Here is a 25,762-nt window from a genome sequence, read left to right on the forward strand (position 1 = left end):
GGCCCCTTCAATGGGCCACGGGGCCGCTGTCTTCTTCTCCAAACGCAGCTCTCGGAAGCCGCACTCTCTCGACCAAATCGCGCACCGCTTCAGGAGGGGCTGGCGTCGCAAGTGAAACCGCCACAGCGATCCCAACATTCACCAGCATGCCCAACATGCCGATCCCCTCCGGCGAAATGCCCCACCACCACTGGCTGGCATCGCCCATTCCCAATCCCGGGAGTCCAAACTTGAAATAGCAAATGTAGCAGGCCGTGAACAACAGCCCGCAAATCATCCCTGCCACCGCGCCTTCACGAGTCGCCCTCTTCCAGAAAATCCCTAGAATGATCGCCGGGAAAAACGATGAAGCCGCCAAACCAAAGGCGAACGCCACCACCTGCGCGACAAATCCCGGAGGTCGGATGCCAAAGTAACCCGCCACACAGACCGCCACCCCGGCAGCAGCCCGCGCGACGAGCAATTCCCCCTTCTCTGAAATGGACGGATTCAGCGTCCGTTTCACCAAATCGTGGGCCACTGAGGTGGAGATCACCAACAGGAGACCCGCCGCCGTTGAGAGCGCTGCTGCCAATCCACCCGCGGCTACCAAACCGATCACCCAATTCGGCAAATTGGCGATTTCTGGGTTCGCTAGCACGATGATATCCGCATCGATGTAGAGCTCGTTTCGCGCCGGCGTCGCCGCATTCAAAAGCACTCGCTCCCCGGAAGCCCCCCGTGCATCTCCTTCAGCAAACACGGGCGCCAATTTCGCAGCCCCCTCCATCTTGGCAAATGGATCCCCACTGCCATCGTATTGGATCTTGCCGTCACCATTTTTATCCAACCACGCAATCAATCCAGCGTGCTCCCAATTCTTAAACCACGTCGGCACTTCCGCATACGATCTCCCCGGAATGGTCTCCAACAAATTCGTCCGCGCAAAAACCGAGACCGCCGGTGCCGTTGTATAGAGAATCGCGATGAACAAGAGCGCCCAAAACGCCGATTTTCGCGCGTCGCTCACCTTTTTCACCGTGTAGAAACGGACAATCACATGAGGCAATCCCGCGGTCCCTACCATCAGCGTGAGCGCAATCGCAAACACGTCGATCATCGGCTTGTGCCCCTCAGTATAAGCTGCGAACCCCAACTCCTTCTGCAGCCCGTCAAGCTTATCGAGCAGGTACGTTCCTTCCGCCGTCGTCGCACCCAGCCCTGTTTGTGGCAATGGATGTTGCGTCAACATCAGGGAAATGAAAATCGCCGGCACCATGAATGCGAAAATCAACACACAGTACTGAGCCACCTGAGTGTAGGTGATCCCCTTCATCCCGCCGAGCACCGCGTAGAAAAACACGATCGCCATCCCAGCAATCACCCCCGTGTTGATGTCCACATCGAGGAAGCGCGAAAACACAATGCCGACCCCTCGCATCTGCCCTGCCACATACGTGAAAGACACGAAAATGGCACACACCACCGCCACCACTCGGGCCGTGTTCGAATAGTAGCGATCCCCGATAAAATCCGGCACCGTGAACTTGCCAAAGCGTCGTAGATACGGTGCCAGAAGAAGCGCCAGCAAAACATAGCCTCCCGTCCATCCCATCAGGTAGACACTCCCGTCACGCCCCATCGACGAGATCAAGCCCGCCATTCCCAAGAAAGAAGCGGCGCTCATCCAGTCGGCTCCCGTCGCCATTCCATTGGCGATGCTCGGAACTCCTCCACCCGCCACATAAAAATCCTTGGTCGATCCTGCTCGCGACCAAATGGCAATGCCGAGATAGATGGCGAAAGAAAATCCCACCAAGATCCAGGTCCAAAGTTTGACGTCCATGACCTTTGCTCAATCGTTTTTCCCAAGCAACTCCCGGTCGAGCCGGTCCATCACCTTCACGTAGATCGCGATCAACACCACGAAAACGAAGATGCTCCCTTGCTGGGCAAACCAGAAACCAAGCTTGAAGCCGGTCCCAGGAATGCGAATCCGATCCAGGGCATCCACCCATAAAATCCCACAACCATAGGAGACCAAAAACCACACCGATAACAGCCCTCCTAACCAACTCAGGTTCTTCTTCCAGTAGCGGGACTTCGCCTCTTCGCCAGGCAAGGATGGATCGTTTCTCATGGGTTTCCCATCCCTCTAGCAGTCTCGAAGGGAAGCGCCAAGCACCCTCTTGGGTTAACTGGGAAGGGTCGTCCGGCTCAAAACCCGAACACGCCACGGATGCTTCTCCGCACCTTCAGGAACCTCCTGCGACATCGGCGGTTTCTCCCACCACCTCGTCGCCCTTTTCCTTGGCCCCTTCGGTGAGGATGCGCGATTCCTGAGCAGGCCGACGTCCCTCTTTCCCAATCGCGACCGCAATCCAGCGGAACTCATCACTGTTATCGAGGATCACCTTAACCACCATCGTCAGTGGCACCGCCAGCAGCATGCCGATCGGGCCCCAAAGCCAGCCCCAGAAAATCACCGACACCAACACCACCAAAGTCGAAAGGCCGAAGCGACGGCCCATCAACATCGGCTCTAAAACGTTGCCGAGGAATGTATTGATCAAAAGATACCCACCCAAAACCGCCAATGCGTAGGGAGGTCCCGAAACCAACAATGCCAGCAATGTCGGTGGCACTCCCGCGATCACCGACCCCACCACCGGGATGAAATTCAGCGCGAAAGCCAAAATCCCCCACAGCGGCCAGAAGTCGATGTTGGCAGCCCAGCACAAGGCTCCTGCCATCACTCCGGTCGCCAAGCTGATCGCCGTTTTGATTCCGAGATAACGCTGAGTGTCCCGCAGCGCGCTTAACATCCGCTGAATGTTGGGCCCCCGGGCCTCGCAAATCGCATCCATCCGCCGTCCAAACATGCGCGCTTCCGTCAGCATGAAGACCGTCAAAATGACCACCAGCACCGTCGTTCCCAAGAAACTCACCATGGTGCCCAAGACACCCGTTCCCAAATTCCAGATTTGCGAGACCTGAACCTCGCGCAGTTGACCGATCATCAACTCGGCAGCCTTTGCCAACCGGTTGTCTTCCTGCCCTTCCGGTTCAGGATATTCGATCACCTCGGCCCTCGGCGCCGCTTCCAGCTCCTCCTCGGTCGGCGTGTCGATCTCCGACTGCATCTCGGGGTTCCGAGCCGGATTCATCTGCCACCAATGACGCAGTTGATCCTCGGTATTCGCGAAAGACTCCACCGCCTGCTCCAGTTTCCCAAAGGTAAGCGGTCCGTAGTAGCTATTCCACCGCGCTTGCAACTCCCCCACCACCGACAAGGCGAACACAATCACCCCGGTCAGAAAGGCGAAGTCGACCAGCACCGTCAACATCACCGCAATCGACCGCGGAACCCGCCGGTTGCGCAGCCAGTTCGTGATCGGAAAACTCACCGTCGCGATAAAGAAGGCCAAAAGAATCGGCACAACAAATGTCTGCGCCGCCTTCAAACCCGCAACCAGCACCACCAAGGCAGCCAGCATCACGAGCACCTGGGCGGCGCGCGGACGGCGATTGGCGTTAGCAGCGCTACTCATTTCGACGCGCCAGTCTAGTCGCCCGCGAAACGGGTGACAAAGGATTCCTTTGTCTCTTAGAAGATTTCATGCGGGTTCCACTCGATGCCCGGGTACCCATGCACGGTGGCCGATGCTCCGGCAGTCTCTGGGAGCGAAGAACTCACGCAACCCCGGACGCTGATGAAGATCCGCCAATGCCTGCCCCAGCGCTGGCCATCGAAAGGCATATCCCTCGCCCAGCAGCCGCGCCGGCTCCACCCAACGACTCTTCAACACCAACTCCATCTCCGTTCCACGCAGCCAAGTCCCCATGGCCAGCATCCACTCCCTCGATCGCATTCCGATCGGCATCCCCCACTCCCGCCTCATCTCCGCCATGAATTGCTCATTCGTCGGAGCGTCTGGTGCCACCAGATTCACCACCCCATCGAGGAAAATCTGATCCTCCAGCCAGTCCACCACGCCCAGAAAATCGTCCATGTGCAACCAAGCCATTCGCTGGTGCCCGTTCCCCATCGCACCGCCCAGGCCCCACTTCACCAAATGGCTCAACACTTCCAATACGGTGCCCTTCTCCATCGCCAAAACCATCCCGGTCCGCAGCGCCACCTTGCGCACGGACCCGGGCACCTTCATCGCAAAAAAAGTCTCCTCCCACGCACGAACCACGCCCACCGAGAAACCCTCACCCGGTTCGCCCCCCCACTCATCCTGCGGGCCATCCTCGGCATGCCGATAATACGTCGCCGAGCTCGCATTCATCCAAACCCGAGGCGGATTTCGACACCCGGCAATCGCCTCTCCGATCGCCTGCGTCGAGCGCACCCGAGATTCCAGAATGCGACGCCGATTCTCCTCATCATAGCGGCAATTCACCGTTGCCCCCGCAAGATTGATCACCAAATCCGCCCCTTCCATCGCCAGCGCCCATGGCCCCTGCGAGGCCCCGTCCCAAGGCAAAGACATCGCCCGTTCATCCATGCCATCCTGCACACGCGCCACCGCGACCACCTCCCGGCTCTGATTCAGAAAGTGCGTCGTCAAATACCGGCCCAGGAACCCATTGGCCCCAAAAATCACCACATTCCCTTTCATGCCCGGCCTCCTTTCCGGACCAACTCAGCCGCGGTCCATATCCCACAGACGCCTCCTGCTACCGCCGCCAGCCCCCCAAAACCCCATGCCACGGCAATCCCCCAATCCATCACCCATGGCAGAATCCCCATCAGCAAGCCCAGGCTCGCACCCATCACCCCAAACACTCCCGGCTCCAACAGCCCCGCGTGAATCGAGCTCGCCAGACAAAAAGTCACGGGCATCGCCACCAAAAGCCATGCGATCCCACACACGAGCCCTGACATCAAAACGAAAACCACCATGAATCCCCCCCAGTCCGCCCAATCCACCGATGTCCAACCGATCCGGATAAGCGAAATCCCTCCCAGCGCGCTGCATTGCGCTGCCCACCCCAGAACCATTCCACGGAAGCTCGAACCGTGGACCGTAGCATGCCGGTTCGTCGCCAAAATCCGTTGGCCGCTCGGTGGATCTTGTCCCCATTCCCCTCCCAATTGAAAATCATTCATTTTCCCGATTATGATATTTTCGATAAATTCTGAAACTCATCCCTAACAAAACGGAACATTCACCCGAGCAGCTTGGCCGCCATCTGAATGGCAAATCCATGCTTCATCGAACCGACCTGATCGGCCACCCGCGACGCAAAGCCCACGAACTCCTCCAACTGCCGCATTTGCTCGTGAAACTGCTGACCCTCAGCACTCACCATCTCCTTGCTGTCCGCAGCGCATTCCCGCAAAACTCCCAAAGCCGGATCGATTTCCCTCCGCTTCCGCTCCCGGGTCACCGTCTTGAAGATCTGCCAGACGTCTTTCTCGGCTTCGAAATACTCCTTTCGATCTCCCTTTTTGACGATGATGCGCAACAAACCCCACGAGACCAATTCCTTGAGATTGCTATGGGCATTGCCCCGACTGATCTGCAGAGCTTCCATCACCTCATCGGTACTCAGCGACTCCGGAGTCGTCATCAAAAGCGCATGAATCTGAGCCATCGTCCGATTGATCCCCCACTGACTCCCCATGGCTCCCCATTGGGCAACGAATCGCTCCCTCGCCTCTCTCAGTCGGATTGCCTCGTCGCTCATTACGTTTTCACTATTTCCTGAAAATTCGATCACATCAAGCAGAATCTTCAGCCCGCCCCTTCCCTCGTGACAAGAGCGTCACGATAAACTAAAGGCGAAAGTTGATCTCCGGCTCCAGCCTCCCAAACGTTGCAGACCCGCAACCCTGCAGAGGCTGGCCCAAGCTCTGCTACACCATTCGGTTACAAGCTCATGACCCCAATCCGAACGACCCTCCTCGCCGCACTCGCGGCCCTGCCCGCCTCTGGTCAGGTCGTCATCAACGAGATGATTGCCAGCACGACCGGTACCGACAGCGAATTCATCGAACTTTACAACACCTCCGGAAGTGCCATCGATCTCACCGGTTGGACCATCGAAGTTTTCGATAGCAACAACGGCGAAAGCGACACGACTTACGGCGCCAATACCCTGACCCTCTCGCTCGACGGGGCGACGATTCCTGCGAATGGCTTCTATCTTCTTGGGTCGGCCGAATTCACCAGCGCCTTCCAGATCACACCGGATGCGACCTTTGCCAACGACTCCCTGATGAATGCGTCGTGCACCGTGATCCTCCGCGATAGCTCCTCCGCGGTGGCTTACGCCGCTTTCCTGACCGATGCGGATACCGAAACCGACACCGCCAACGATGGAGGTGTCGCGATCACTCCCAACGTGACGGTGGGGCCCGATGGCACCTTCTTCCCTGCCGGATACACCTTGGTCGGCGATGGCGGAACCTCCGCCAACCCATTGGAATTTAGTCCAAAACCCGCCCCATCGGCCACTCCAACGACTTCGTTGGACGAAGATCCTCCGGTTGTCTTGAGCCTTTCTCCAGCCAATGGCGTCATTCTTGCCAGTGCCCCGACTGAGATTCTGATGAGCTTCAATGAGGCCATCATGCCCGGCGCCACTGGCAGCATCACTCTTTATGATGCCGCCGACGATTCCGTCGTGGAGGCCTTCGACATCAACAGCACCAGCGGCAACGTCATTCTCTTTGGCAAAGACGTCTATCTGGCACCCACCGTTCCCCTGGAGCTTGCCACGGAATACTACATCCTCATCGACTCCGGAACGATCCTCGATCTCAGCGGAAATGCTTACGAGGGGATCTCTGCCACCGACGGTTGGACCTTCGCCACCGCGGGTCTCGCAGTGCTCGACAACTCCGGCCCCTACACCGAGGACTTCGCCTCCTTCGTATCGAGCGAAACGGTGCCCGAGGGCTGGACTTTCGAAGGAGCTGATCTCACCTATGACGGGGATTGGAACACCGGAACCACTGGTGGCTTCCGCGGCAATGCCAGCGTGCTCGGTTACCAACATTCCAGCAGCACCGGGATCTTGGTGGAGAAGTTGACCCTCCTCAACGACACGGGCAGCACGATCACCGACCTCACCATCTCCTATGACGGACGCGTCTCGCGAGCGGACCAGACTCGTGTTCCGCAATACGAAGTGGCCGTCGATGGCGTCACCATTGCCTCGCTGCACTACTCCACCGCCGAAGGGGACGGCATCACCAAAACGGGAACGGTCAGCGATCTCGCCATCGAAGATGGCGCCACCGTGACCCTGACTTGGACCTCCGACCGCGGCCTCAGTTCCGGCAGCTCAAAGCAAATCGGCATTTCCAATGTTTCTGTCGAAGTGGGCTCCACAGCGCTTCCTCCCACCGTTTCCACCACCGCCGTCGATCTTACCTCAGTCACCACGTCGGGTGCCTCAGTTTCCTCAGAAACCCTGAGCGAGGGCAGTGCTGAAATCACCACCATGGGCTTTGTGGTCGCCCCGACTTCTGTCGACGACACTCCCGAGATTGGCGAAACCGGAGTGACTGATTTCCCAAGCGAATTTGCGGGAGTCTTTCCCTTCGATGGCACCCTCACGGGTCTGACTGCCAGCACCTCCTACACCGTGCGTGCTTATGCCACCAACAGCGTCGGCACCACCTATGGAGCCACCGCAGAATTTTTGACCTTGGATCCCGCCCCTTCATTCACCGGCACCTACAGTGAGCCCTTCGATGCCTTCGACGGCACCTTCCCAGCAGGATGGACAGGGATCAGCACTGGGGGCAGCAACTCCTTCGGTGGAGATTGGGGGTCGGGCTCCAGCGCAGGCTTCCGTGGCAACATGAGCAGCCCAGGCGTCGTCGGCTACCAACACACTTCGACCTCACAGACCCTTGAGCTCACCCTGCGCATGGTCAACGATACCGGTTCCACCCTCACGGCGCTCAACTTCTACTACCTGGGTCAAGTTGCCCGCGTCACCGAGACCCGTTCGCCGATCTGGACCGTGAGCCTCAACGGCACGGAAGTTCCCGAGCTTTCCTACAGCACTGAAGACGGCGTCAACAAAGCCGTCACCGCGAGCCTCTCCGGCCTCAGCATTCCGGCGGGTGCCGAATTCGAACTGGTCTGGTCCTGCGATCGCGGTCTTACCACAGGAGCATCCAAACAAATCGGCATGGGCGAACTGATCATCTCCACCGAGGAAATCGTGGTCGAGGAACCTGGCTTTGCGGATTGGGCCACCACCAACGGAGTCACTCTAGGTGCCTCGGGCGACGATGATGGCGACGGCATCGCCAACCTCATCGAATACGCTCTGGGACTCGATCCCCAGGTCGCCGATGGATCACCAGGCTCCTTCGATGGTTCTCTCCTCAGCTTCACCAAGTCGACGGAAGAGCGCACCGACATCACCTACAGCATTGAAGTCTCCACCGACCTCGGCGTGACGGATCCTTGGGTGGCGGTCACCCCGGACACCAACGACACCAGCACCATCGCTTATACCCTTCCCGAGGGCAGCGCCAAGCTCTTCGCCCGGCTCGTCGTCACCCAAAACTGAGCTCGATCGCTTTCGACCTCTTATTCGGCGGCTCCGGAAATTCCGGAGCCGCTTTTTGGTCTCTGAATCTGCCCGGCATTTTCCGCATGCATGGGTCCCCGAAACCCGCTTGGCTGTCGGGCATGGACCTGTCCGACTTCCGCAGAGAATACTCCGCCAAGGGCCTCCGCCGCGAGGATCTGAACGCAGATCCCATCCAACAATTCGAAGCCTGGTTCCAACAGGCGATGGCCTTGCAGGTCCATGAGCCCAATGCGATGTCCTTAGCAACCGTCGACGCGCGAGGCATGCCGCTTCTGCGCACGGTCTTGTTGAAATACTTCGATCTCTCAGGCTTCGTCTTTTTCACCAACTACGAAAGTCGCAAAGCCCATCAAATCGCCGAAAATCCCCAAGTGTCCCTGATGTTTCCATGGATCACCCTGGAACGGCAGGTCATCATTCAGGGACGAGCCGAGAAAATCGGCGCCGCTGAGTCATTGCGTTACTTTTCCAGCCGGCCCCGCGACTCCCAGATCGGCGCTTGGGTATCCCAACAAAGCTCTGTCATCAGCTCGCGCAAACTCCTGATGCAGAAGCTCGACGAGCTGAAGCGCAAATTCTCCGACGGCGAGATCCCCCTTCCGTCGTTCTGGGGCGGATTCCGGGTCGTTCCCGAAACCGTGGAATTTTGGCAAGGTGGACCTGCTCGCCTCCACGACCGCTTCCTCTACCAAAAGCAGGCAACCGGCTGGGAGATCGAACGACTCTCTCCTTGAATTCCGGAGCAGGATCATCCGCTTTTTTGGTTTTCCGCCCGCTCTGCATCTCGTAATCAAGCGGCCCGCCCGAACGGCAAGCCCGATTTTCCATGTCCACCCTTCTCATCCTCCTCCGCAAGGAGTTCAAGAGCTTCATCTACAACCCATTCGGCTGGGTGGTGGTGGCCGCGATCACCCTCGCCAATGGCGTCGGGATCTCCACCGCGATGAAAGGTCTGATCGATACCCCTTCGCAGTACAGCCTCACCTTTCTGACCTTCCATTCACCGGTCTTTTGGTTCTGGTTTCTCTTTGTTTTTCCGCTCATCACCATGCGATTGTTCGCAGAAGAAGAGCGCTCCGGCACCCTTGAAACTCTGCTCACCGCCCCCGTCAAAACCTGGCATGTGGTGGGATCCAAATACCTCGCCGCTCTCATCTTCTTCTGCATCGCCCTGCTGCCCACAGTCGTGCAATTCAACCTCTTCGGCTGGGTCGCTGACTTCCCGGATGCCTGGACGCCGGGTGAAATGCTTTCGACCTACCTTGTTTTTGTCCTCATGGGCACGGCTTTCACGGCGATCGGTTGCTTCGCCTCCGCCCTCACCTCCAGTCAAATCATCGCCGGCCTCCTGACACTGGCCTTTCTGGTGCTCCTCTACTTCTTCGGCTACGTCCCCGTCATTTGGGGCAGCGCATTCCGCGGCGTTGGCGTTTTCGACTACATTTCCAGCCAAAACCACATGAACAACTTTGCCCTCGGCTGGCTCGATACCCAACCGGTGGTCTACTACCTCTCCCTCGCCGCCACCGTTCTTTTCCTGACCTACCACGTGGTCGATTACCGCCGCTGGAAACGCTGATGTCTGACGACCCCAAGCCCCCTGCCCGCTCCGTTCGCCGTTTCCGAATTGGCTTTCTCTCGGTCCTCCAGATCGTTTGCGCCCTTCTGCTTTTTTTGGCGATCAACTTCCTCTCCTCCCAGATCCATCGGCCCTGGGATGTCAGCGATGACCTCACGTTCACCCTTTCCCCGTCCACCCGGCGCTACCTTGAGTCGCCCGCCGTTCAGGATCGCGAGGACCCGATCCACATGATCGTCGCCTTCCGGGCGAGTTCCCCTTTCTACACCCGGATTCGCCCCGTCGCCGAGGAATTCGCCCGCCTCTCCCAAGGGAAAGTCAAGATCTCCGTCCTCGATCCCATCCGCGCCAACGACCTCGCCGAATCACTCGCTGCTGAATACCGCATCCAGTTCACTCAGGACCTCGTCGTCATCGACGCCAGCCCGAAGTCAGAAGATAGCGGGGAAACCCAGGCCATGGACGGGAAACACGTCCAAATCGTTCGCCTGGAAGACATGCTCGTTCACGACACCGACTCCAGCAATCAGCGCAAAGTTCGCGGATTCATCGGCGAAGAAGCCCTTCGCGCCAGCCTCGTCAACGCCATCGAGGGCAAACCGCGCCGCATGTGGATCTTTGCCGACAAAAGTGACCTCACCAGCGTTGGCAACGAAGGCATCTGGGACGTCGTCGTCACCCAGCTCGCCACCCAGAACATCCTCGCTGAACGCGTTTCCCTCTCCGAAACCGAGGAAATCCCCGAAGATGTCGAATCCATCGCCATCATTGGTGCAGTCACCGAATTCTCTCCGGCCGAAATCTCCGTCCTCGAAAGCTACTGGCGCCGCCCCCGTGCCTCCATCCTCGTCACCACCGGTTCGAAGGACGTGCCTCCCCGCCTGCGCGCCTTCCTCCGCACCAGCGGCGTCACCCCCCAATCCGACCGGGTCTTGACCGTCAAAAGCAACACCACCCAGACCACCGTCACCGCCTCCTTCTCCAAAGGACTCGATTTCCTCCGCGACCTCGCCGAAAAATCCACCCTCTTTGAAGGCTACACCCGTAGCCTTGAAGTTCGTGAAAATGCCGAAGACTTGCTGAATCAGAGGATCATGCCCTACTCCCTCCTTGATGCGGGCAGCCAATTCTGGGGAGACCGCGACTTCGCTCCGCCAGCCCTTCCCGTTCAGGACCCTCAAGGCGAAACCTCCGGCCCTCACCTCGCTGCTGCCGTCGTCCGGGGCAATGCCACCGACGACCGCTTCGCCGGGCAAGTTTCCCGCATGGTCGTCATCGGCAATACCGACTTCCTCGCCCCCGACAACCTGCGCCAAACCAACCTCGACTTCTTCGCCTCCTGTGCCAACTGGCTCATCGGTCGCGAAGACCTCGCCGGCGAAGGCCCCGCCAACTTGCGCCTCTACAAACTGCCCCTGCTTCCTCCGCAAGTCACCTTCATCAACCGCATCAACCTGCTCCTGATGCCAGCCCTCATTCTCGTCATCGGAGCCTTCATCTGGTCTTCCCGCCGGAGCTAAGACCCGCCCATGCGATCCTACCTGGCCACCCTCTTCCTCCTCATCACCTCCCTCATCGCGGTCGGGATGGCCTCGATGTACTTTCGTGAAGGAGACCTCTCCCGCATCTTCGGCCAGCCCACCACCCCCATAGGCGAGCCGCTCTACCGCTTCAACCCCGAAGAAGTCACCGACATCTACCTCGCCGGAAATGGCGTCGGTGCCCACTGCCGCCACACCGAAGCCGATGGCTGGCAGATGATCGCTCCGTGGAAAGACCGCATGGACTCCCGCGCTGCCCAACGGCTCATGGCCTTCATGCTCGGAACCCGAGTCGAAGGTGGCATTCCCACTGACAAATTCGAAAGCTCCGCCATCGGCGTCGAAGACGGCAAAAGCGCCCTTCGCGGCAAAATCGAACTTCGCGTCTCCAACAAAGCCGACGATCCCCTCGCAAAATTCTGGATTGGCCACCGCACCCCTTGGTTCGGCACCGATTCAGAAAGCGGAGAAACGATCCCCACAGTCTTCGTGACGCCTCGTGACCGTAGTCGCAAAGACTACGTCTACGCCTGCACCGATCGCGAAAACATCCTCGAACTCTTAGGCGATGGATTTCGTCGCCTGCGCGATCACCACCCCTTCCTCTTCCACCCCTACGTGATCGGCCAAGTCCGGATCAAATCCGACCAAGGCGAACTCCTCCTCACCCAGAAAGCCAAAGGCGAGTGGCACATCACCAAGCCTCTCGACCTCAATCCCGACTCCGAAAAAATCCTCTCCCTCCTTCAGGGCCTCTACGATCTCGAAGCCGTTCGCGTCCACAACCGGGACGAAATCACCCTCCCTTCCGAAAACAGCCAGGCCCATCGCCAGGTCGGCCTGCGCTTCCTCACCACCGGTGAAGAGGTCGTCCTCGATATCTACCCTCCCGAAACCGAAGTCTCCCAGACCGTCATGGCCACCGTCAGCGATCGGCCAAACACCGTCTTCGAACTGCCGCTCGTCAAACCTGCCAATCCCGACATCAAAGTCGCCCTCAACGAGCTCCCCCTCTCCGTCAACGCCCTCCGGGATCCCACCCTCACCTCCATCACCCCTGCGGGCATTCGGAGCATCCTCATCTCCCCGGCCTCGGGCGAAGACCTCCTCATCACCCGGCCCACTCCGACAGATCGATTCGGCCTCCGCGTCGACGACCGCCTTGAGGAACCCAACGAACAAGCTCTCTTCACCCTCCTCAAAACCGTCAGCGAAGCCAAAGTCTCTGAGTTCGTCTCCGACACCGCTACCGACCTCTCTCCCTATGGCCTGAACCAACCCTTCCTCGTCCTGCGATTCAGTGGCTTCGACAACTCCGTCATCGAACTTCGCTTTGGCGAAGCTCCTGACGGACAAATTCACGCCATGCGGGCAGGCACCACAACGGTGGTCAAAATCGACTCCTCACTTCTCCAAGTCATCCCCACTCAAATCTGGGAATGGCGCAGCCCGGAACTCTGGCGCATCTCCCAACCCGACGTTCTCGGGATCGGTCGGCGCATCGGGGGGCAGCCCCCCCTGCAACTCCTCTACGACTTCGCCTCCGAACGATGGACCGTCGACGGCGGCGACCCAGCCCGCAGCGCAGATCTCAACACCGGCCGCGCCGGTCAATTGCTCAAGCACCTCCTCGATCCCAAAGTCACCAACTGGCTCCCCCCTGGCCAAGTGGATCCCACCACCATCTTCGCCTCTCCGGATGTTTTCCTTGAGCTGCTCGTCAAAGACATCGACGACCAAGGCAAACTCCAAGGCGTCAAACGCATCCAGCTCGCGATCAAAGGACGCGTCGGCGCCACCAGCGCACGACCGGATACCTTCCTGATCAATGGCCCCTTCCTCGACCAACTCACGGTCGACCTCTTCTCCTTCGATTGATCTCCCGCCGCCCTCCAGCGGGCGACGGTCCAAAATCAATCCTCTGGCGGGCCAGCGTGGGGAATCAAGCGCCCGTCGCCTTCTTCACCCGATCCAGCACCTCGGCATACGCCTCCATCACGTTGCCCAGATCACGGCGGAACCGATCCTTGTCCATCTTCTCCCCCGTCTTCAAATCCCACAGCCGGCAGCCGTCAGGGCTAATTTCATCGGCCAGCACGATTTGCGAAGGATCCTCAGCAAGCCGCCCAAACTCCAACTTGAAGTCAACCAACTTCAATCCGCACTCTCCGAAAAACCGGATCAGAATCTCGTTCACTTTCAGCGCCGCTTCCCGCAGAAACGCCAGATCCGCCTCAGAGGCCAGATCCAACTCGCGAATGTAATCGTCATTCACCAGGGGATCGCCCAGTTCATCGCTTTTGATCGAAAACTCCACGATCGGACGGGAAAACTCGCGACCTTCCTCCACGCCCGTGCGCTTGCAAAAGCTGCCCGCTGCCAAATTCCGGACAATCACCTCGACCATCAAAATCTCCACCTTGCGCACCTCGACATTCGTCTCGTCGATCTGCCGCACAAAATGGGTCGGCACTCCCTCCTTTTCCAACATGCCGTAAATCAGCGTGCTGATGGCGTTGTTCAGGCGACCCTTGTCTTCGAAGCTCGCCTTCTTTTCACCATTGAAAGCCGTCGCGTCATTCTTGAACTCCATCCGGAGCACATTCGGATCGCTGGTCGCCCACAAGCGCTTGGCCTTGCCTTCGTAAAGAGGAGTCATGCAGCCTACGTACGGAGCCCCCGCGATCCGGTCAAGCGCGTCAGTTGCCAGCAGTGAAACGAACGTTGTCGTTCAAGTTCCGTCCCTCGTTCGAGCGAAGCTGGTTGGACTCATAAGTGTCCGCCCGCAACCCCTGTTCCAGAATCAATCCACTGCCTTCGTTGTTCTCGATCGTGTTGCCTTCCACGATCACACTCATCGCCGCAAAACGCACCAGCAGACCTCCGAGCTGATTCCCGCGGCATGCATTGTCTGCGACCTTCCCCGCGGCCCCGGCATTCAGCAACAGACCATACTCACGATTTCCCCGTAGCTGGTTGCCCACCACTTCCAGATCATCTGCCACGGAGTCCACTAAAATCCCGTTCCGGGTATTCTCGCGCGCCACCGACTTCAGAATCCGCGCGGAAGCTCCGTCCCAAATCTCGAACCCATGCGCGAAGTTCCCCATCGAGCGGCACTCCAGAGCCTCCATCCTGCTGCCCTTTCCTCGCGCGGCAAAACCATCCCATCCATTGTTCTCAAAGAGACACTTGGAAGCCTTCGCCAGCCCGCCATCGATCACCTCCAGGCCATTTCCCGAAGCATCGCGGAAAGCACAGCCGCTGAACTCCACCTCCCCACCGCGCACCTGCACGCCAGGAAATCGCAGCTCAGCAACATCGAAACCCGTGGAGCGAAAACTCAACCCACGGATCACCGTGCCCGTCGCTCCCGGCCCAAACGTCAAAGTCGGAGCATCCGTCGCATGCGATTCCAGCACCGTCTCCTCCAAGCCCGCGCCCTCCAGCTCTACTGGCAGGTCGATCACCACCCCCGCTTCAAACGTGCCCGCCGCGAGCACGATTCGATCCTTCGCCCGCGCACCCTTCAAGGCATCGCCCAGCGTCGCCACCTCCCCCGGCACATGAATCGTCCGCGTATACGAAGCCACCCGGTCATACAGCTCCCGAATTTCCGCATCGTCCGGTGCCAATGCCACCGCTTCACGCATCCACTCCAAGACCAAGGGATCAAACTTTCCGGCATCCCGCAGCCGAGCTGAATTCGCCAGCTCCTTCGCCCGTTCGTGATCGATCCGCGCCTGCTCTCGGCCCGCCGCGATTTCCTTCGCCAACACCGAAATCATCTCGTCCTCCGGAACCCGATTCGCCAACTCCGCCACTCCCGCTTCGGCCGCCTCCCAATCTTTCTTTTCCACCGCGGCCCGCACTTGCGTGCTCAACTGACTGCGGACCGCCTCCCGCCGTGCTGCCACGATCTGGCCTTTCAAAGCATGCACCTCAGCATCCTCGGGATAGCGCTCCAGAACCTTATCGGCAGCCTCCAAGGCTTCATCCAGACGGCCCGCTTCAAACGCCGCCTGGGAGGCACCCGACCAGTAGCCAACAAACTGCTCCTGCTCTTCGCGCCGTCCCGCTTCGATGCTCGCCCGCCCCACCCGAGCCTGCTCGGACTCTGGCACCAATTCCTCCATCCGCAAATACACCTGGGTTGCCTCCTCCCATCGGCGATTCGCTACCAGATTCGCTCCCAGCCTCTCCAGAGTCAGCATGTCCCGCGTCACCTCCAAACGTCGCTGCTCTTCCTGCTTGAAGTAAAGCCACCCACCGCCCGCGCCCCCAATCACCAAAAACAAAAATGCCCAGGCGAAAAACCGTCCACCCGACCCAGATTTCACCACCTCTCGCTCCGCCACCGCATCCTCGTCGACCTCCGAAGACGGCACCACCGCGGCACCATGCGATTCAGAAAAAGTCTCTTCCTCCTCCGCAGCACGAGGAGGAGTGGGGACCGTCGCACTCACAGGCGACGAGATCGTTTGAGATTTCACCACCTTCGGCGGACTTGGCTCATCAAGAAAACCCTCACGCTTCGACTTCACCACCGTTCCCGTGACCGCACCCGGCACCAGAGCCATCATGCCAGCCATCTTCTCCTGGCGCCGCCGCTCCGCATCCTCCCGCAGAGCCGCCAACGCCTTGTCAAAACTCACCAACTCCGCCTGAAATTGATCGCCCAACTTCTCAGTGGGGGCCATCCGCACCATCTCTGCCAGACGCTCCCGAGCTTCCGCCAGACGCTTCACCGCCTCCTCCGAAGTCTCCTCCGCCGGAATCCCCAATGTCGCTCGTGCCTCTTCCAGGGTCATGAATGCAGTCGCTTTAGCACCCGCATCCGGGTTCGGGAAGCGTCCATTGGGATAAGAGCCTCATCTTTCAGGCAGATAGCGCAACCGGATCCCCGTCGCCCTGCCGCTCTCGTGTCGCCGATTCCACCGCTTCCGCACCCAGGCGCGCCATGAACTCCTCGTAGTGGACCAACTCCATTCGCCCGTCGTGGTGCTCCAAAATGGCCGTGAGACTTTCCACCCAATCTCCCGAATTCAAATACCGGATCCCTCCCACCTCACGATCCTCCGGCGTGTGGATGTGACCGCAAATGATCCCGTCACAGCCACGACGCCGCGCATACTCCTGCAACTGCAATTCGTAGTTGTCCACGAAGCTCACCGCCGACTTCACCTTCGCCTTCACCTTCTTACTCAGTGAAAAGTACTCCTTGCCGCGCCATGCCCGCCAACGGTTGTACCAACGATTGATCACCAACATCGAATCGTAGCCCAACGCCCCCACCACCGCCAACCACTTGTGGCGGGTGGAAACACTATCGAAACCATCCCCGTGCACCACCAGATAGCGTTTGCCATCGGCTCCCAAGTGAATGTGCTCCTTCACAAAGCGAATCGACCCGAACGCCAGAGGAAGGAATCGATCGAGAATGTCGTCGTGATTTCCCCGACAATAAATCACCTCCGTGTTCTCCTTCTCGGTTTTCTTCAAAACCTTCCGCACGAAGCGGCTGTGACGCTTCCGCCACTTAGCACCGCGGCGCAATGCCCACCCGTCCACAATATCCCCATTCAGCACGAGCTTCTCACAGCGCAGGTGCTCAATGAAGTCCGTCACCTCGTGCACCTTGCTCTCCACCGTACCCAGGTGGATATCCGAGAGGAAAACCGTCCGCACGCTCATCTTTCCCACCTTGCGGCGTTCCTTCAGGCCCAACGGACGCAGCTCATCACCGCGAGCAATCCGCTCCAGCTCACCCTCGAAGGTCTCCACCACACGGTCCCACCCCAAGCCCTCCACCGACAGCCTCGCCGTTCCTCGCATGTCTCCCTGCCAATGTTGCAAAGTTTCCACCGCCAAGGCCCGGAACTGATCATCGTCGCCCTTTTTCGCCTTCAAACCGTTGGCCCCGTGGTCGATGTAGCGCGCGGACGCCGCATAGTCATAGCTCACGGTCACCAAACCCGAAGCCATTCCCTCTAGCAGCACATTCCCAAAAGTCTCCGTCTCGCTCGGAAACAACAAAATGTCGGCCGAGGCATAGTGCGCAGCCAGCTCATCGCCGCTCTTCACCCCCACCCAGTGCACAAACGGATACTTGGAACTCAAGGCCTCTTTCACCGGCCCATCTCCCACGCAAACACACTGCAAATCCGGCACCCGCTCACGCATCTTGCGAAAACAATCCATCGCCAGAGGAAGATTCTTCTCCGGAGCCACCCGTCCCACCACCAGCGCGACCGGCGATCCTTCGCGGGCACCCCAGGCCGTCCGTAAGCTCCCATCCCGGCGTTCAGGATGAAACAACTCCGTGTCCACCCCCCTCCCCAACAAGGCCACATTTTCGAACCCCTCCGCACGCAGCGCCTCCACCACATCCGGCGTCGGTGCCAAAGTCACCGCCGCTTTCCGGTGAACCCGCTTCAACCAAGCCATCGTCGCAGGCTGCAGGCTGCCCAAACGATACTGCTCCATGTACTGATGGAAATTCGTGTGGAAACCCGTCGCCACCGGAATTCCCAATGAATTGGCCGCCTTGATGGCTGAAACCCCCAAGGGACTCTCCGTCGCCACATAAATCGCATCCGGCCGCCGCTTCATCCACCGCTTCCGCAGCTTGAAAGGTCCCGGCAGGCCCACTCGCACTTCCTTATAGCCCGGCAGCGTGATCGCCGCGACCGGCGTTTGCCCGGCCTCTTGCGTTTCCCCGCTGCAAATGACGTGCACCAAATGTCCCTTCGAGCGCAGGCCGCTCGCCAGACGTCCCAACGTCATGGCCACTCCATTGATATCCGGAACGTACGTGTCGGTGATGATGTCCACTCTCATCGATTCAAGACGGCTCAAATTCCGCCCGCAGAACCCCATACCCGGCCCCCGCACCCATCCTGCAAAAAATCCAGTGTCGATTCCGACACATCCCTCGCCGCCTCCTGCGGCTCTCCTGTCACCTCAGACCACTTCGCGCTTCGCACTCGCCTGATCCTTCCTACACTCCCACCCATGTCTTCGAGCTTCGGCCACGTTTTCCGCATCCACACCTTCGGCGAATCCCACGGTGGAGGCGTCGGCGTCATCATTGACGGATGCCCTCCCCGCATCCCCCTCACCGAAAGCGACGTCCAACACGAGCTCGATCGCCGCCGCCCTGGCCAGTCCGACATCGTCACCCCGCGGAAAGAATCCGACACCGCTGTCATTCTTTCCGGCACCCACGATGGCCTCACCCTCGGCACGCCCATCGCCATCGTCGTCAAAAACGAAGACCAACGGCCCGGCTCCTACGACGAAATGGCCGTCAAATACCGCCCCTCCCACGCGGATTACACCTACGATGCCAAATACGGCACCCGTGCTCCCTCAGGTGGGGGACGCGCCTCCGCTCGCGAAACCATTGGTCGTGTGGCCGGTGCCGCTGTCGCCCGCCAAGTCCTCGCCACCCTTGCTCCCGGCCTGGAGATCCTCGCATGGGTCAAATCCATCCATGACCTCGAAGCCCAGGTCGACCCCGCCACCGTCACCCATGAGCAAATTGAATCCAACATCGTCCGCACCGGTGACCCCGTGGCTGCCGAGAAAATGATCCAACGCATCAAGGACATCCGGGCCGAAGGAAACTCCATCGGAGGGGTCGTCGAATGCGTCATCCGCGGCTGCCCTCCTGGCCTTGGAGAACCTGTCTTCGACAAACTCGAAGCCGAACTGGCCCGGGCGATGATGTCGCTCCCCGCTACCAAAGGATTTGAGATCGGTTCTGGATTCGCAGGCGCCCGCATGACCGGCCGCGAACACAATGATCCCTTTCGCATGGTCGATGGCAAAGTGCGGACCACCAGCAACCGCTCAGGCGGTATTCAAGGTGGCATCTCCAATGGCGAAGACATCATTTTCCGCGTCGCCTTCAAACCGACCGCCACCATCATGACCTCTCAGGAAACCGTCACCTCCACCGGCGAAAACACCGAACTCAAAGGCAAAGGTCGGCATGACGCTTGCGTGCTTCCGCGTGCCGTTCCCATGGTCGACAACATGGCGGCCCTCGTCCTCTGCGACCACCTCCTTCGCCAACGCGGTCAGTGCGGTCAGTGAGACGTTAGAAGCGCGACCCTTGGGCAGAGCAGTCGCACTTCTGGCGATTCGCACTTGGCTGAAGTCATCCACTTCAGGTGATACCGAACTCGGCGATGAAGCGTATCTCTGCCCATGTTACGCGGTCTTTTTGGGGTCATCCTCGGGGCCCTCTCCTTGCAAGGACATGGAGAGGAGGCCTCCTTCGTTGCGGAAGCCGATCTACTTCAGGAACAACACCAATCCTACCCAGACCGGATCGACAAGGTCGAGGTCAGCAAGGATGAGGTGATCATTGAAGGACGTGCCGGTCCCCTCCCAGCGGGTTTGCGGCTTGCCGACATCCCGCTTGATCGATTGCTAACGTCTCCCGATCGATTTGAGACGACCCTGCCACTCACCACGGATGATCACGGCATTTTCCGTGTCGTCGTGCCCCGGCATCGATGGCGCCACGAGATGCCTTACGACCGAATTTATTCAAGCTGGAGGGTGGTCGAAGAAAAAGGAGGAGTCCTCACTCCGCGCTCCCACGCTCGCTATCCTGAAGTCGTCCCCTGCCGATCTCCAGACCTACCTCCTGCCCTGATTCGCAGCAAAAAAGGCCTGGGCGGGTGGCATCGTGGAAGGCTGGACAATGAACTTGAGGAACTCGGAATCTCCGCCGTTACCGTCAATCTCCTTGTCCATAGCCTCGTGGCCGATGGCCCGGGCGCAGACAGCTTGGAGTTCCCTTGGATGGGCCGGACCTACTACCTCCGCCGGAGCACGATCGAGGACTACGACGCGACATTCCAGGAAGCCGCTCGACATCAGGTCATGGTTTCCCTGATCCTGCTGGTCGGCAATCCGGCCCGCGACGCTTCTCCGGTTTTGAAAATTTTGGGACATCCCCAAGCCACCGCGGAAGGGATCTTCGCCATGCCTCAGCTTACCCAAGAGGATGCGTTCACTCTCTACAGCGGGCTCCTCCATTTCATGGCCGAGCGGTGGTCACGCCCCGAGGGAACCTATGGAAGAGTTCACCATTGGATCATCCACAACGAAGTGGATGCCGGCCGCGAGTGGACCAATGCAGGGCCCCTTTCTGCTGCTTCCTACCTTGATCTCTACCTGCGGTCCCTGCGACTCAGCGATCTCACACTCCGTCAATTTGACCCTCATGCCCGCGCCTTTGTGAGTCTCACCCACCACTGGGCGAATCCGGGGAAGCCGGAGTGGTATGGATCGAAGCTGCTCTTGGAGATGCTCGGCGAACGAACCGCCGTGGAAGGAGACTTCCCCTGGGCACTCGGCTATCATCCCTACCCCCAAAATTTGTTCCAGCCGCGCACTTGGGAAGACCATCAAGCGACCTTCCGCTTTTCCAGCGAGAAGGTGACTCCCAAAAATCTCGAAGTTCTCACAGAGTGGATGAAGCAACCCGCCATGCAATATCGTGGTGAAACCCGAGAGATCCATCTGACCGAGAACGGATTTCACTCGCCAGACTATTCTCCGCAAGCACTCCGCGACCAAGCCGCTGGCATGGCTTTCGCATGGAAAAAAATCATGGCTCTCCCCGAAATCCGCATGTGGCACTACCACAATTGGATCGATAACCGAGGCGAGGGAGGCCTCAGGATCGGATTGCGAAAATTCCCCGACGAACCGGGCGCAGCGCTCCAGCCCAAGCCCATTTGGTACCTTTATCGAGACCTCGCAACGGCTCGCGAGGCCGAAGCCTGCGAGCCCTATACGCCCACCACCGGACCCCTCCATGAGGCCTCGGTGATTCACACCGTGCCTCATGAAAATTGATCACCCTTGGGAGTTGGGAAAGGGAGTCGGAGTGGGTCCTTCTGCCTCCATGGCTTGCGCCATGCGCTCGTTCCGAATGGCTTCGTAGGCTCGCGCGGCGCCAATCAGGGCGAGGACGTAAGGAGCTGCCCCGGCAATTCCCCTTAAGGTCAATCCGGCAGTGCGGAATAAAGGAAGCGAACGTGCCGCGTAGCCTGCTCCGAAGGCAATCGCCAAAGCTTGAGCAGGATGGCGGCGCGTCGCGTCCTTCAACTCGTCGCAGTAACCACGCACCTTGCGAGCTCCTTCACCCGCTTTCTCTTCCATCCACTGTTCAGGATGGGTTTTGGGATCGATATCGCTCATGCCAATCAAGAAGCACGGAGTTTCGAAATGCCATCCTGAACGAGGTGCACCGGGCGGCTGTGGCGCATCGTGTCGAACGCATCATTGAGCCCACGTGAAGCCCATGGGCGCAGCGAATCATCCACGATTTGCCCCAAAGTCGGATGCCGTCGCGGCGATGCCACCAACCAACCAATGGCAAAACCAGCGACCGCCGCGACGGCAATCTCGGGCCAAGTAAGTTTCTGAAGCCGTTCACAGGCGCAGTCCGTCGCTTTCTTGAGCTTGTTCGGCTCATCGACATGACGCGGTGGAATCACCGGATATTCGGCGCGAGGATTTTCGGGAGAGGTTCCCTGAGTTGGATCAAAATCGGACATAACTCCTGCTGTCTCGCAATCCCTGCGCCAATCCCACAAACCCCAAGAAACCAGCGATTTCAGGTCTTTATCTCGACTCGCGCCTCCCCCTTCATCATGCAAAGGGCAAGATGCTTCGTCGCGAAATGCATTTTGCAAACTGACGAATTCTCAGGGGCTCCCTTGGCCCGTCATCCACGCCATCACGGCTCAAGAATCGACCACCACCATCCTCAGCCATCTCAAATCAGAGGCATCATCCTCGCGGGCGTCTCGAGAATCGGAGGACGTTCCCGACCCTCCCGAATCCGGATCGAGCGGTTACCGGAGTGCCACCACGGGGGCCATTGCCCATTCGGAGGCGAATGCCGATGCCTCCCCTGTCTTTTCCTGGGTCGCAGGCGATTTGGGCCTCGGAGTCCTTGTGCTCCTTCCTTCAACCCGGGTCATTTCAGCATTGGACGTTCGAACTTTGTTGCTCTAAAGCCTGCCCCGCCATGTCCGAAGACACCGCCTCCACCCACCAATCGACCGAAGCCGAATTGATCGCCGTCCGCCGCGAGAAATTGGCCAAGCTGCGCGATCTCGGTGTCGATCCCTTCGGCACGGCCTTCGAAACAACCCACACTCCGGTAGGCCTGCGGGAAAACTTCGCCGAAGGACTTCAGGTCAAAGTTGCCGGCCGGATCAATGGCCTCCGCAACATGGGCCGATCCTGTTTCTTCCACCTCGGAGACATTCACGGACAGATCCAGGGCTTCATTGCGATCAAAGAACTCTCCGAAGACCAAAAGGCGGTCTTTGACTGCCTGGATCGTGGAGACTGGATCGGCATTGAGGGCGAAACTTTCGTCACCCGGACCGGTGAACCCACCATAAAAGTCTCCGGCTTCACCGTTCTTTCGAAGTCGCTACGTCCGATGCCTGATAAGTGGCACGGCGTCGCCGACCGCGAACTCATTTACCGCAAGCGCCACCTCGACCTCATGTCGAACGAAGCGAGCGCCGCGATCTTCGTGACCCGCAGCCGAATGGTCGCGGAAATTCGCCAATTCTTCCACGATCGCGGCTACCTGGAGGTCGAAACACCGATGTTGCAAAGCGTCGCAGGAGGAGCGGCGGCTCGTCCATTTGAGACCTATCACAATGCCCTCGGCATGCCCCTCACCATGCGGATTGCTCCTGAGCTATTCCTCAAGCGGCTTCTTGTCGGTGGCTTTACCAAGGTCTTCGAACTCAATCGCAATTTCCGGAACGAAGGCATCTCCCGACGCCATAACCCGGAGTTCACGATGCTTGAGGCCTATCAGGCTTTTGCTGATTTTGAAATCATGGCCGAATTGGTGGAAAGCCTCGTCTGCCATCTGGCCGAGACGTTCTGCGGCGGGCTCGAAATCGAACATAAGGACGAGGACGGAAATGTCGTTCGCACCATTGACCTCACTCGCCCCTGGAAGCGCGCCAACTACCATGACCTCGTTAAAGATGTGGCAGGTGACGATTTCTTCGACATCACTCCCGAAGCTCGCCGTGCAAAGTGTGACGAACTCGGTGTCCAGATCTCCCCAGAAATGGAAGACTATGAGGTGATCCAGCAAGTCTTCGAAAAGAAGGTCGAAGAACACACCTTCAATCCCTGCTTCGTCACCCGCGTGCCCAGCGAATTGGTGCCACTCGCCAAGCTCACCCCCGGCGGCAAGACCGTCGAAGTGTATGAACTGATCATCAACGGTCAGGAAATCAGCCCCGGATACTCCGAGCTGAACGACCCTGATGTGCAACGAGATCGCTTGGAGCACCAAGCGGGCGGCGAAGAAGAACAAAAAGTCGACTACGACTTCATCGAGACTCTCGAACACGGCATGCCACCCGCCGGCGGCATTGGCATCGGTATCGACCGCCTCATCATGATGCTGACCGGTGCTCCGACCATCCGCGATGTCGTGCTCTTCCCCCTTCTCAAAAAGAAGGACTGACATCGACTGTCTTTCCACCGGTCGAACCGACTCGACTCAAATCAGCCAAGGTAGCGGCCCTCGAGTGCGGCACCTTGGCTCGGCTTTCTAGCAGGAGTGCCCGCGTTGTTGGCGTCACCCGGCATCTATCATCCGTCGACAGCCGCCTCTTCAAACCTCTCGCGGTCCAAATTCGCGCTCCAAAGTCTCTCGCCGAAGGCGATTCTCCTCCGCAAGCACCGACAATTCGTGCTCAAAACGCTGGTGCCTCCGACGCTCCAGAATCCGCCCCAGGAGGTTCGCCATCACCAAACAGCTCACCAGCATCCCCACTGCCACCCAGCGAACCCAATCCCAATCGGGCAGGCCGGTCAGCATCAGCACCGAAAGGGTCGTCAACGAACGCATGAATTGACGCCATAAGTCCTCTTCATCCGTGAAGAGACGCACGCCCACGATGGGCAATGCCACAAGGAGCAGAAGGATCGGGATCGTATTATAAGGTTCAATACCTGGAATGGCATGGAGCCAATTCACGAAAAAGTCTGGTAAAATCTCGAAGGGCAACAGCTTCCTGAACGCTTCGGACAGCCACAACACCCCCACCACCAGGCCAACAGCCAGCGCCACACAACTGACAAACGCGAATCCACGCTTCACGGCGGAGCCAATGCCGGCGCCAAGCATTTCCTCTATGTCCCATCCCTGTTGCATGTCCGAGCCATCTCACCATGAAGAGAGACGTCTCGAACCGCAAGAAATCAGTCGATCATGAACGAGGTTTCTCAATCACCGCGTAGGCCTGATGATTGTGAATCGACTCAAAATTCTCAGCCTCCACACGATACCAAACAATATCGTCATGAGCATTGGAGCGTGAAGCGACGTTGCGCACCAGGTCCTCCACGAAGACCGGATTGTCATAGGCTCGCTCAGTGACAAACTTCTCATCGGGTCGCTTCAGCAAGCTATACAACTCGCAGCTGGCCGACCGTTCGACGAGAGCGATCAGATCCTCGACCCACACAGGCTCCCGAAAACGGACCGAATAGGTGACGATCCCCCGCTGATTGTGAGCTCCGCGCTCGCTGATCTGCTTCGAGCACGGACACAACGTGGCCACGGGCACCTGAATGGTAACGACGAAGTCGACATCGCCATCTCGTTCCGCCTCCACTTCGAATTTGACGCCATAGTCCATCAAGCCCGGCTTGCCGGTAACCGGGGCAGGCTTGGACAAAAAGAAGGGAAACTCGAACTCCACATGAGCCTTCCGAGCATCGAGCCGCCTCAACAACTCCGCAGGCAGCGAAGCCATGGAGCGCACATCCAGGCAGCCTCCATGAGCATTCAGAGCCTCGACGAAGCGGCTCATGTGCGTGCCTTTGTAGTGCTCGGGAAGATCGACCGCGAGGGCGACCGTCGCCACCGAACGCTGGGTCGAGCCGTCCTTATCACGCACTTCGACGGGAAAGCGCAGTCCTTTCACACCGACTCGGTCGATGGGCAGATTGCGGTCATCCCGCTCATTCTGAGTATCCTTGAGTTCCTTCATCACGGCGAAAAAAAACCCGT

At 58.9% G+C, this 25,762-nt stretch carries 21 protein-coding genes; 8 read left to right on the forward strand and 13 right to left on the reverse strand.

The genetic code is table 11. The features are described from left to right. Positions 1 to 7: 7 nt before the first annotated feature. The 6 genes from HNR46_RS01535 to HNR46_RS01560 all read right to left on the reverse strand — a co-directional run bounded on the left by HNR46_RS01535 (position 8) and on the right by HNR46_RS01560 (position 5,679). On the reverse strand, positions 8 to 1,825 hold the full coding sequence (locus HNR46_RS01535) for a sodium:solute symporter family protein (RefSeq protein ID WP_184015128.1): 1,818 nt from the start codon (positions 1,823 to 1,825) through the stop codon (positions 8 to 10). Positions 1,826 to 1,834: 9 nt separating this feature from the next. Continuing rightward, entirely contained in the window at positions 1,835 to 2,119 is a 285-nt protein-coding gene (locus HNR46_RS01540) for a DUF4212 domain-containing protein (protein ID WP_184015129.1), read from the reverse strand. Positions 2,120 to 2,234: 115 nt separating this feature from the next. Beyond that, entirely contained in the window at positions 2,235 to 3,530 is a 1,296-nt protein-coding gene (locus tag HNR46_RS01545; RefSeq protein WP_221284952.1) for an AI-2E family transporter, read from the reverse strand. A gap of 66 nt (positions 3,531 to 3,596) precedes the next feature. Beyond that, on the reverse strand, positions 3,597 to 4,607 hold the full coding sequence (locus HNR46_RS01550; protein ID WP_184015131.1) for a TIGR01777 family oxidoreductase: 1,011 nt from the start codon (positions 4,605 to 4,607) through the stop codon (positions 3,597 to 3,599). Continuing rightward, positions 4,604 to 5,098: a hypothetical protein gene (locus tag HNR46_RS01555; RefSeq protein ID WP_184015133.1), complete on the reverse strand. Its 495-nt coding sequence runs from the start codon at positions 5,096 to 5,098 to the stop codon at positions 4,604 to 4,606. The genes HNR46_RS01550 and HNR46_RS01555 overlap by 4 nt, the downstream gene beginning before the upstream one ends. A 59-nt stretch (positions 5,099 to 5,157) precedes the next feature. Further along, the gene (locus HNR46_RS01560; protein WP_184015135.1) at positions 5,158 to 5,679 is read right to left on the reverse strand and encodes a GbsR/MarR family transcriptional regulator; all 522 of its coding nucleotides are present in this window, start codon (positions 5,677 to 5,679) and stop codon (positions 5,158 to 5,160) included. Positions 5,680 to 5,871: 192 nt separating this feature from the next. Between HNR46_RS01560 and HNR46_RS01565 the strand changes: the two genes are divergently transcribed. From HNR46_RS01565 to HNR46_RS01585, 5 genes are all read left to right on the forward strand, one after another. Then, a complete protein-coding gene (locus HNR46_RS01565) occupies positions 5,872 to 8,526 on the forward strand; it encodes a lamin tail domain-containing protein (protein ID WP_184015137.1) in 2,655 nt (884 codons plus the stop codon). Positions 8,527 to 8,648: 122 nt separating this feature from the next. Next, a complete protein-coding gene (gene pdxH, locus HNR46_RS01570; RefSeq protein WP_184015139.1) occupies positions 8,649 to 9,284 on the forward strand; it encodes a pyridoxamine 5'-phosphate oxidase in 636 nt (211 codons plus the stop codon). Positions 9,285 to 9,376: 92 nt separating this feature from the next. Further along, positions 9,377 to 10,129: an ABC transporter permease gene (locus tag HNR46_RS01575; protein WP_184015141.1), complete on the forward strand. Its 753-nt coding sequence runs from the start codon at positions 9,377 to 9,379 to the stop codon at positions 10,127 to 10,129. Beyond that, positions 10,129 to 11,649, forward strand: coding sequence for a motility-associated ABC transporter substrate-binding family protein (locus tag HNR46_RS01580; protein WP_184015143.1), 1,521 nt, complete (start codon positions 10,129 to 10,131; stop codon positions 11,647 to 11,649). Before HNR46_RS01575 ends, HNR46_RS01580 begins: the two co-directional genes overlap by 1 nt. A 9-nt stretch (positions 11,650 to 11,658) precedes the next feature. Then, the gene (locus HNR46_RS01585; RefSeq protein ID WP_184015145.1) at positions 11,659 to 13,548 is read left to right on the forward strand and encodes a DUF4340 domain-containing protein; all 1,890 of its coding nucleotides are present in this window, start codon (positions 11,659 to 11,661) and stop codon (positions 13,546 to 13,548) included. Between the two features lie 64 nt (positions 13,549 to 13,612). On the opposite strand, the gene purC is transcribed toward HNR46_RS01585, so the two are convergent. From purC to HNR46_RS21125, 3 genes are all read right to left on the reverse strand, one after another. Continuing rightward, positions 13,613 to 14,329 (reverse strand): phosphoribosylaminoimidazolesuccinocarboxamide synthase, encoded by a 717-nt coding sequence (gene purC, locus HNR46_RS01590; protein WP_184015147.1) that lies wholly within the window; start codon positions 14,327 to 14,329, stop codon positions 13,613 to 13,615. A 40-nt stretch (positions 14,330 to 14,369) separates the two neighbouring features. Then, positions 14,370 to 16,481, reverse strand: coding sequence for a right-handed parallel beta-helix repeat-containing protein (locus tag HNR46_RS01595; RefSeq protein ID WP_184015149.1), 2,112 nt, complete (start codon positions 16,479 to 16,481; stop codon positions 14,370 to 14,372). Between the two features lie 67 nt (positions 16,482 to 16,548). Beyond that, positions 16,549 to 18,510, reverse strand: a complete 1,962-nt coding sequence (locus HNR46_RS21125; RefSeq protein WP_184015151.1) for a glycosyltransferase — start codon at positions 18,508 to 18,510, stop codon at positions 16,549 to 16,551. A 174-nt stretch (positions 18,511 to 18,684) separates the two neighbouring features. Between HNR46_RS21125 and aroC the strand changes: the two genes are divergently transcribed. After that, the gene (gene aroC / locus HNR46_RS01605) at positions 18,685 to 19,770 is read left to right on the forward strand and encodes a chorismate synthase (RefSeq protein ID WP_184015153.1); all 1,086 of its coding nucleotides are present in this window, start codon (positions 18,685 to 18,687) and stop codon (positions 19,768 to 19,770) included. A 114-nt stretch (positions 19,771 to 19,884) separates the two neighbouring features. Beyond that, a complete protein-coding gene (locus tag HNR46_RS01610; RefSeq protein WP_184015155.1) occupies positions 19,885 to 21,549 on the forward strand; it encodes a DUF5722 domain-containing protein in 1,665 nt (554 codons plus the stop codon). On the opposite strand, the gene HNR46_RS01615 is transcribed toward HNR46_RS01610, so the two are convergent. Then, the gene (locus HNR46_RS01615; protein WP_184015157.1) at positions 21,550 to 21,894 is read right to left on the reverse strand and encodes a hypothetical protein; all 345 of its coding nucleotides are present in this window, start codon (positions 21,892 to 21,894) and stop codon (positions 21,550 to 21,552) included. A 5-nt stretch (positions 21,895 to 21,899) separates the two neighbouring features. Further along, the gene (locus HNR46_RS01620; RefSeq protein ID WP_184015159.1) at positions 21,900 to 22,253 is read right to left on the reverse strand and encodes a hypothetical protein; all 354 of its coding nucleotides are present in this window, start codon (positions 22,251 to 22,253) and stop codon (positions 21,900 to 21,902) included. Positions 22,254 to 22,729: 476 nt separating this feature from the next. On the opposite strand from HNR46_RS01620, the gene lysS reads away from it, so the two are divergent. Continuing rightward, the gene (lysS, locus tag HNR46_RS01625) at positions 22,730 to 24,208 is read left to right on the forward strand and encodes a lysine--tRNA ligase (RefSeq protein ID WP_184015161.1); all 1,479 of its coding nucleotides are present in this window, start codon (positions 22,730 to 22,732) and stop codon (positions 24,206 to 24,208) included. A gap of 150 nt (positions 24,209 to 24,358) precedes the next feature. On the opposite strand, the gene HNR46_RS01630 is transcribed toward lysS, so the two are convergent. Both HNR46_RS01630 and folE2 read right to left on the reverse strand, forming a co-directional pair. Then, positions 24,359 to 24,901, reverse strand: coding sequence for a hypothetical protein (locus tag HNR46_RS01630; protein WP_221284953.1), 543 nt, complete (start codon positions 24,899 to 24,901; stop codon positions 24,359 to 24,361). A 55-nt stretch (positions 24,902 to 24,956) separates the two neighbouring features. After that, entirely contained in the window at positions 24,957 to 25,742 is a 786-nt protein-coding gene (folE2, locus tag HNR46_RS01635; RefSeq protein WP_184015165.1) for a GTP cyclohydrolase FolE2, read from the reverse strand. Positions 25,743 to 25,762 lie beyond the last annotated feature (20 nt).

Source organism: Haloferula luteola (genome assembly GCF_014201715.1).
Classification (GTDB): Bacteria; Verrucomicrobiota; Verrucomicrobiia; order Verrucomicrobiales; family Akkermansiaceae; genus Haloferula; species Haloferula luteola.

Coding starts and splice junctions, on each gene's coding strand:
- HNR46_RS01550 (WP_184015131.1), bottom strand. CDS start 4,607: ATGAAAGGGAATGTGGTGATTTTTGGGGCCAATGGGTTCCTGGGCCGG.
- HNR46_RS01555 (WP_184015133.1), bottom strand. CDS start 5,098: ATGAATGATTTTCAATTGGGAGGGGAATGGGGACAAGATCCACCGAGC.
- HNR46_RS01615 (WP_184015157.1), bottom strand. CDS start 21,894: ATGAGCGATATCGATCCCAAAACCCATCCTGAACAGTGGATGGAAGAG.
- HNR46_RS01580 (WP_184015143.1), top strand. CDS start 10,129: ATGTCTGACGACCCCAAGCCCCCTGCCCGCTCCGTTCGCCGTTTCCGA.
- HNR46_RS01545 (WP_221284952.1), bottom strand. CDS start 3,530: ATGAGTAGCGCTGCTAACGCCAATCGCCGTCCGCGCGCCGCCCAGGTG.
- folE2 (WP_184015165.1), bottom strand. CDS start 25,742: ATGAAGGAACTCAAGGATACTCAGAATGAGCGGGATGACCGCAATCTG.
- HNR46_RS01560 (WP_184015135.1), bottom strand. CDS start 5,679: ATGAGCGACGAGGCAATCCGACTGAGAGAGGCGAGGGAGCGATTCGTT.
- HNR46_RS01585 (WP_184015145.1), top strand. CDS start 11,659: ATGCGATCCTACCTGGCCACCCTCTTCCTCCTCATCACCTCCCTCATC.
- HNR46_RS01595 (WP_184015149.1), bottom strand. CDS start 16,481: ATGACCCTGGAAGAGGCACGAGCGACATTGGGGATTCCGGCGGAGGAG.
- HNR46_RS01610 (WP_184015155.1), top strand. CDS start 19,885: ATGTTACGCGGTCTTTTTGGGGTCATCCTCGGGGCCCTCTCCTTGCAA.
- aroC (WP_184015153.1), top strand. CDS start 18,685: ATGTCTTCGAGCTTCGGCCACGTTTTCCGCATCCACACCTTCGGCGAA.
- lysS (WP_184015161.1), top strand. CDS start 22,730: ATGTCCGAAGACACCGCCTCCACCCACCAATCGACCGAAGCCGAATTG.
- HNR46_RS21125 (WP_184015151.1), bottom strand. CDS start 18,510: ATGAGAGTGGACATCATCACCGACACGTACGTTCCGGATATCAATGGA.
- HNR46_RS01565 (WP_184015137.1), top strand. CDS start 5,872: ATGACCCCAATCCGAACGACCCTCCTCGCCGCACTCGCGGCCCTGCCC.
- pdxH (WP_184015139.1), top strand. CDS start 8,649: ATGGACCTGTCCGACTTCCGCAGAGAATACTCCGCCAAGGGCCTCCGC.
- purC (WP_184015147.1), bottom strand. CDS start 14,329: ATGACTCCTCTTTACGAAGGCAAGGCCAAGCGCTTGTGGGCGACCAGC.
- HNR46_RS01540 (WP_184015129.1), bottom strand. CDS start 2,119: ATGAGAAACGATCCATCCTTGCCTGGCGAAGAGGCGAAGTCCCGCTAC.
- HNR46_RS01535 (WP_184015128.1), bottom strand. CDS start 1,825: ATGGACGTCAAACTTTGGACCTGGATCTTGGTGGGATTTTCTTTCGCC.
- HNR46_RS01630 (WP_221284953.1), bottom strand. CDS start 24,901: ATGCAACAGGGATGGGACATAGAGGAAATGCTTGGCGCCGGCATTGGC.
- HNR46_RS01575 (WP_184015141.1), top strand. CDS start 9,377: ATGTCCACCCTTCTCATCCTCCTCCGCAAGGAGTTCAAGAGCTTCATC.
- HNR46_RS01620 (WP_184015159.1), bottom strand. CDS start 22,253: ATGTCCGATTTTGATCCAACTCAGGGAACCTCTCCCGAAAATCCTCGC.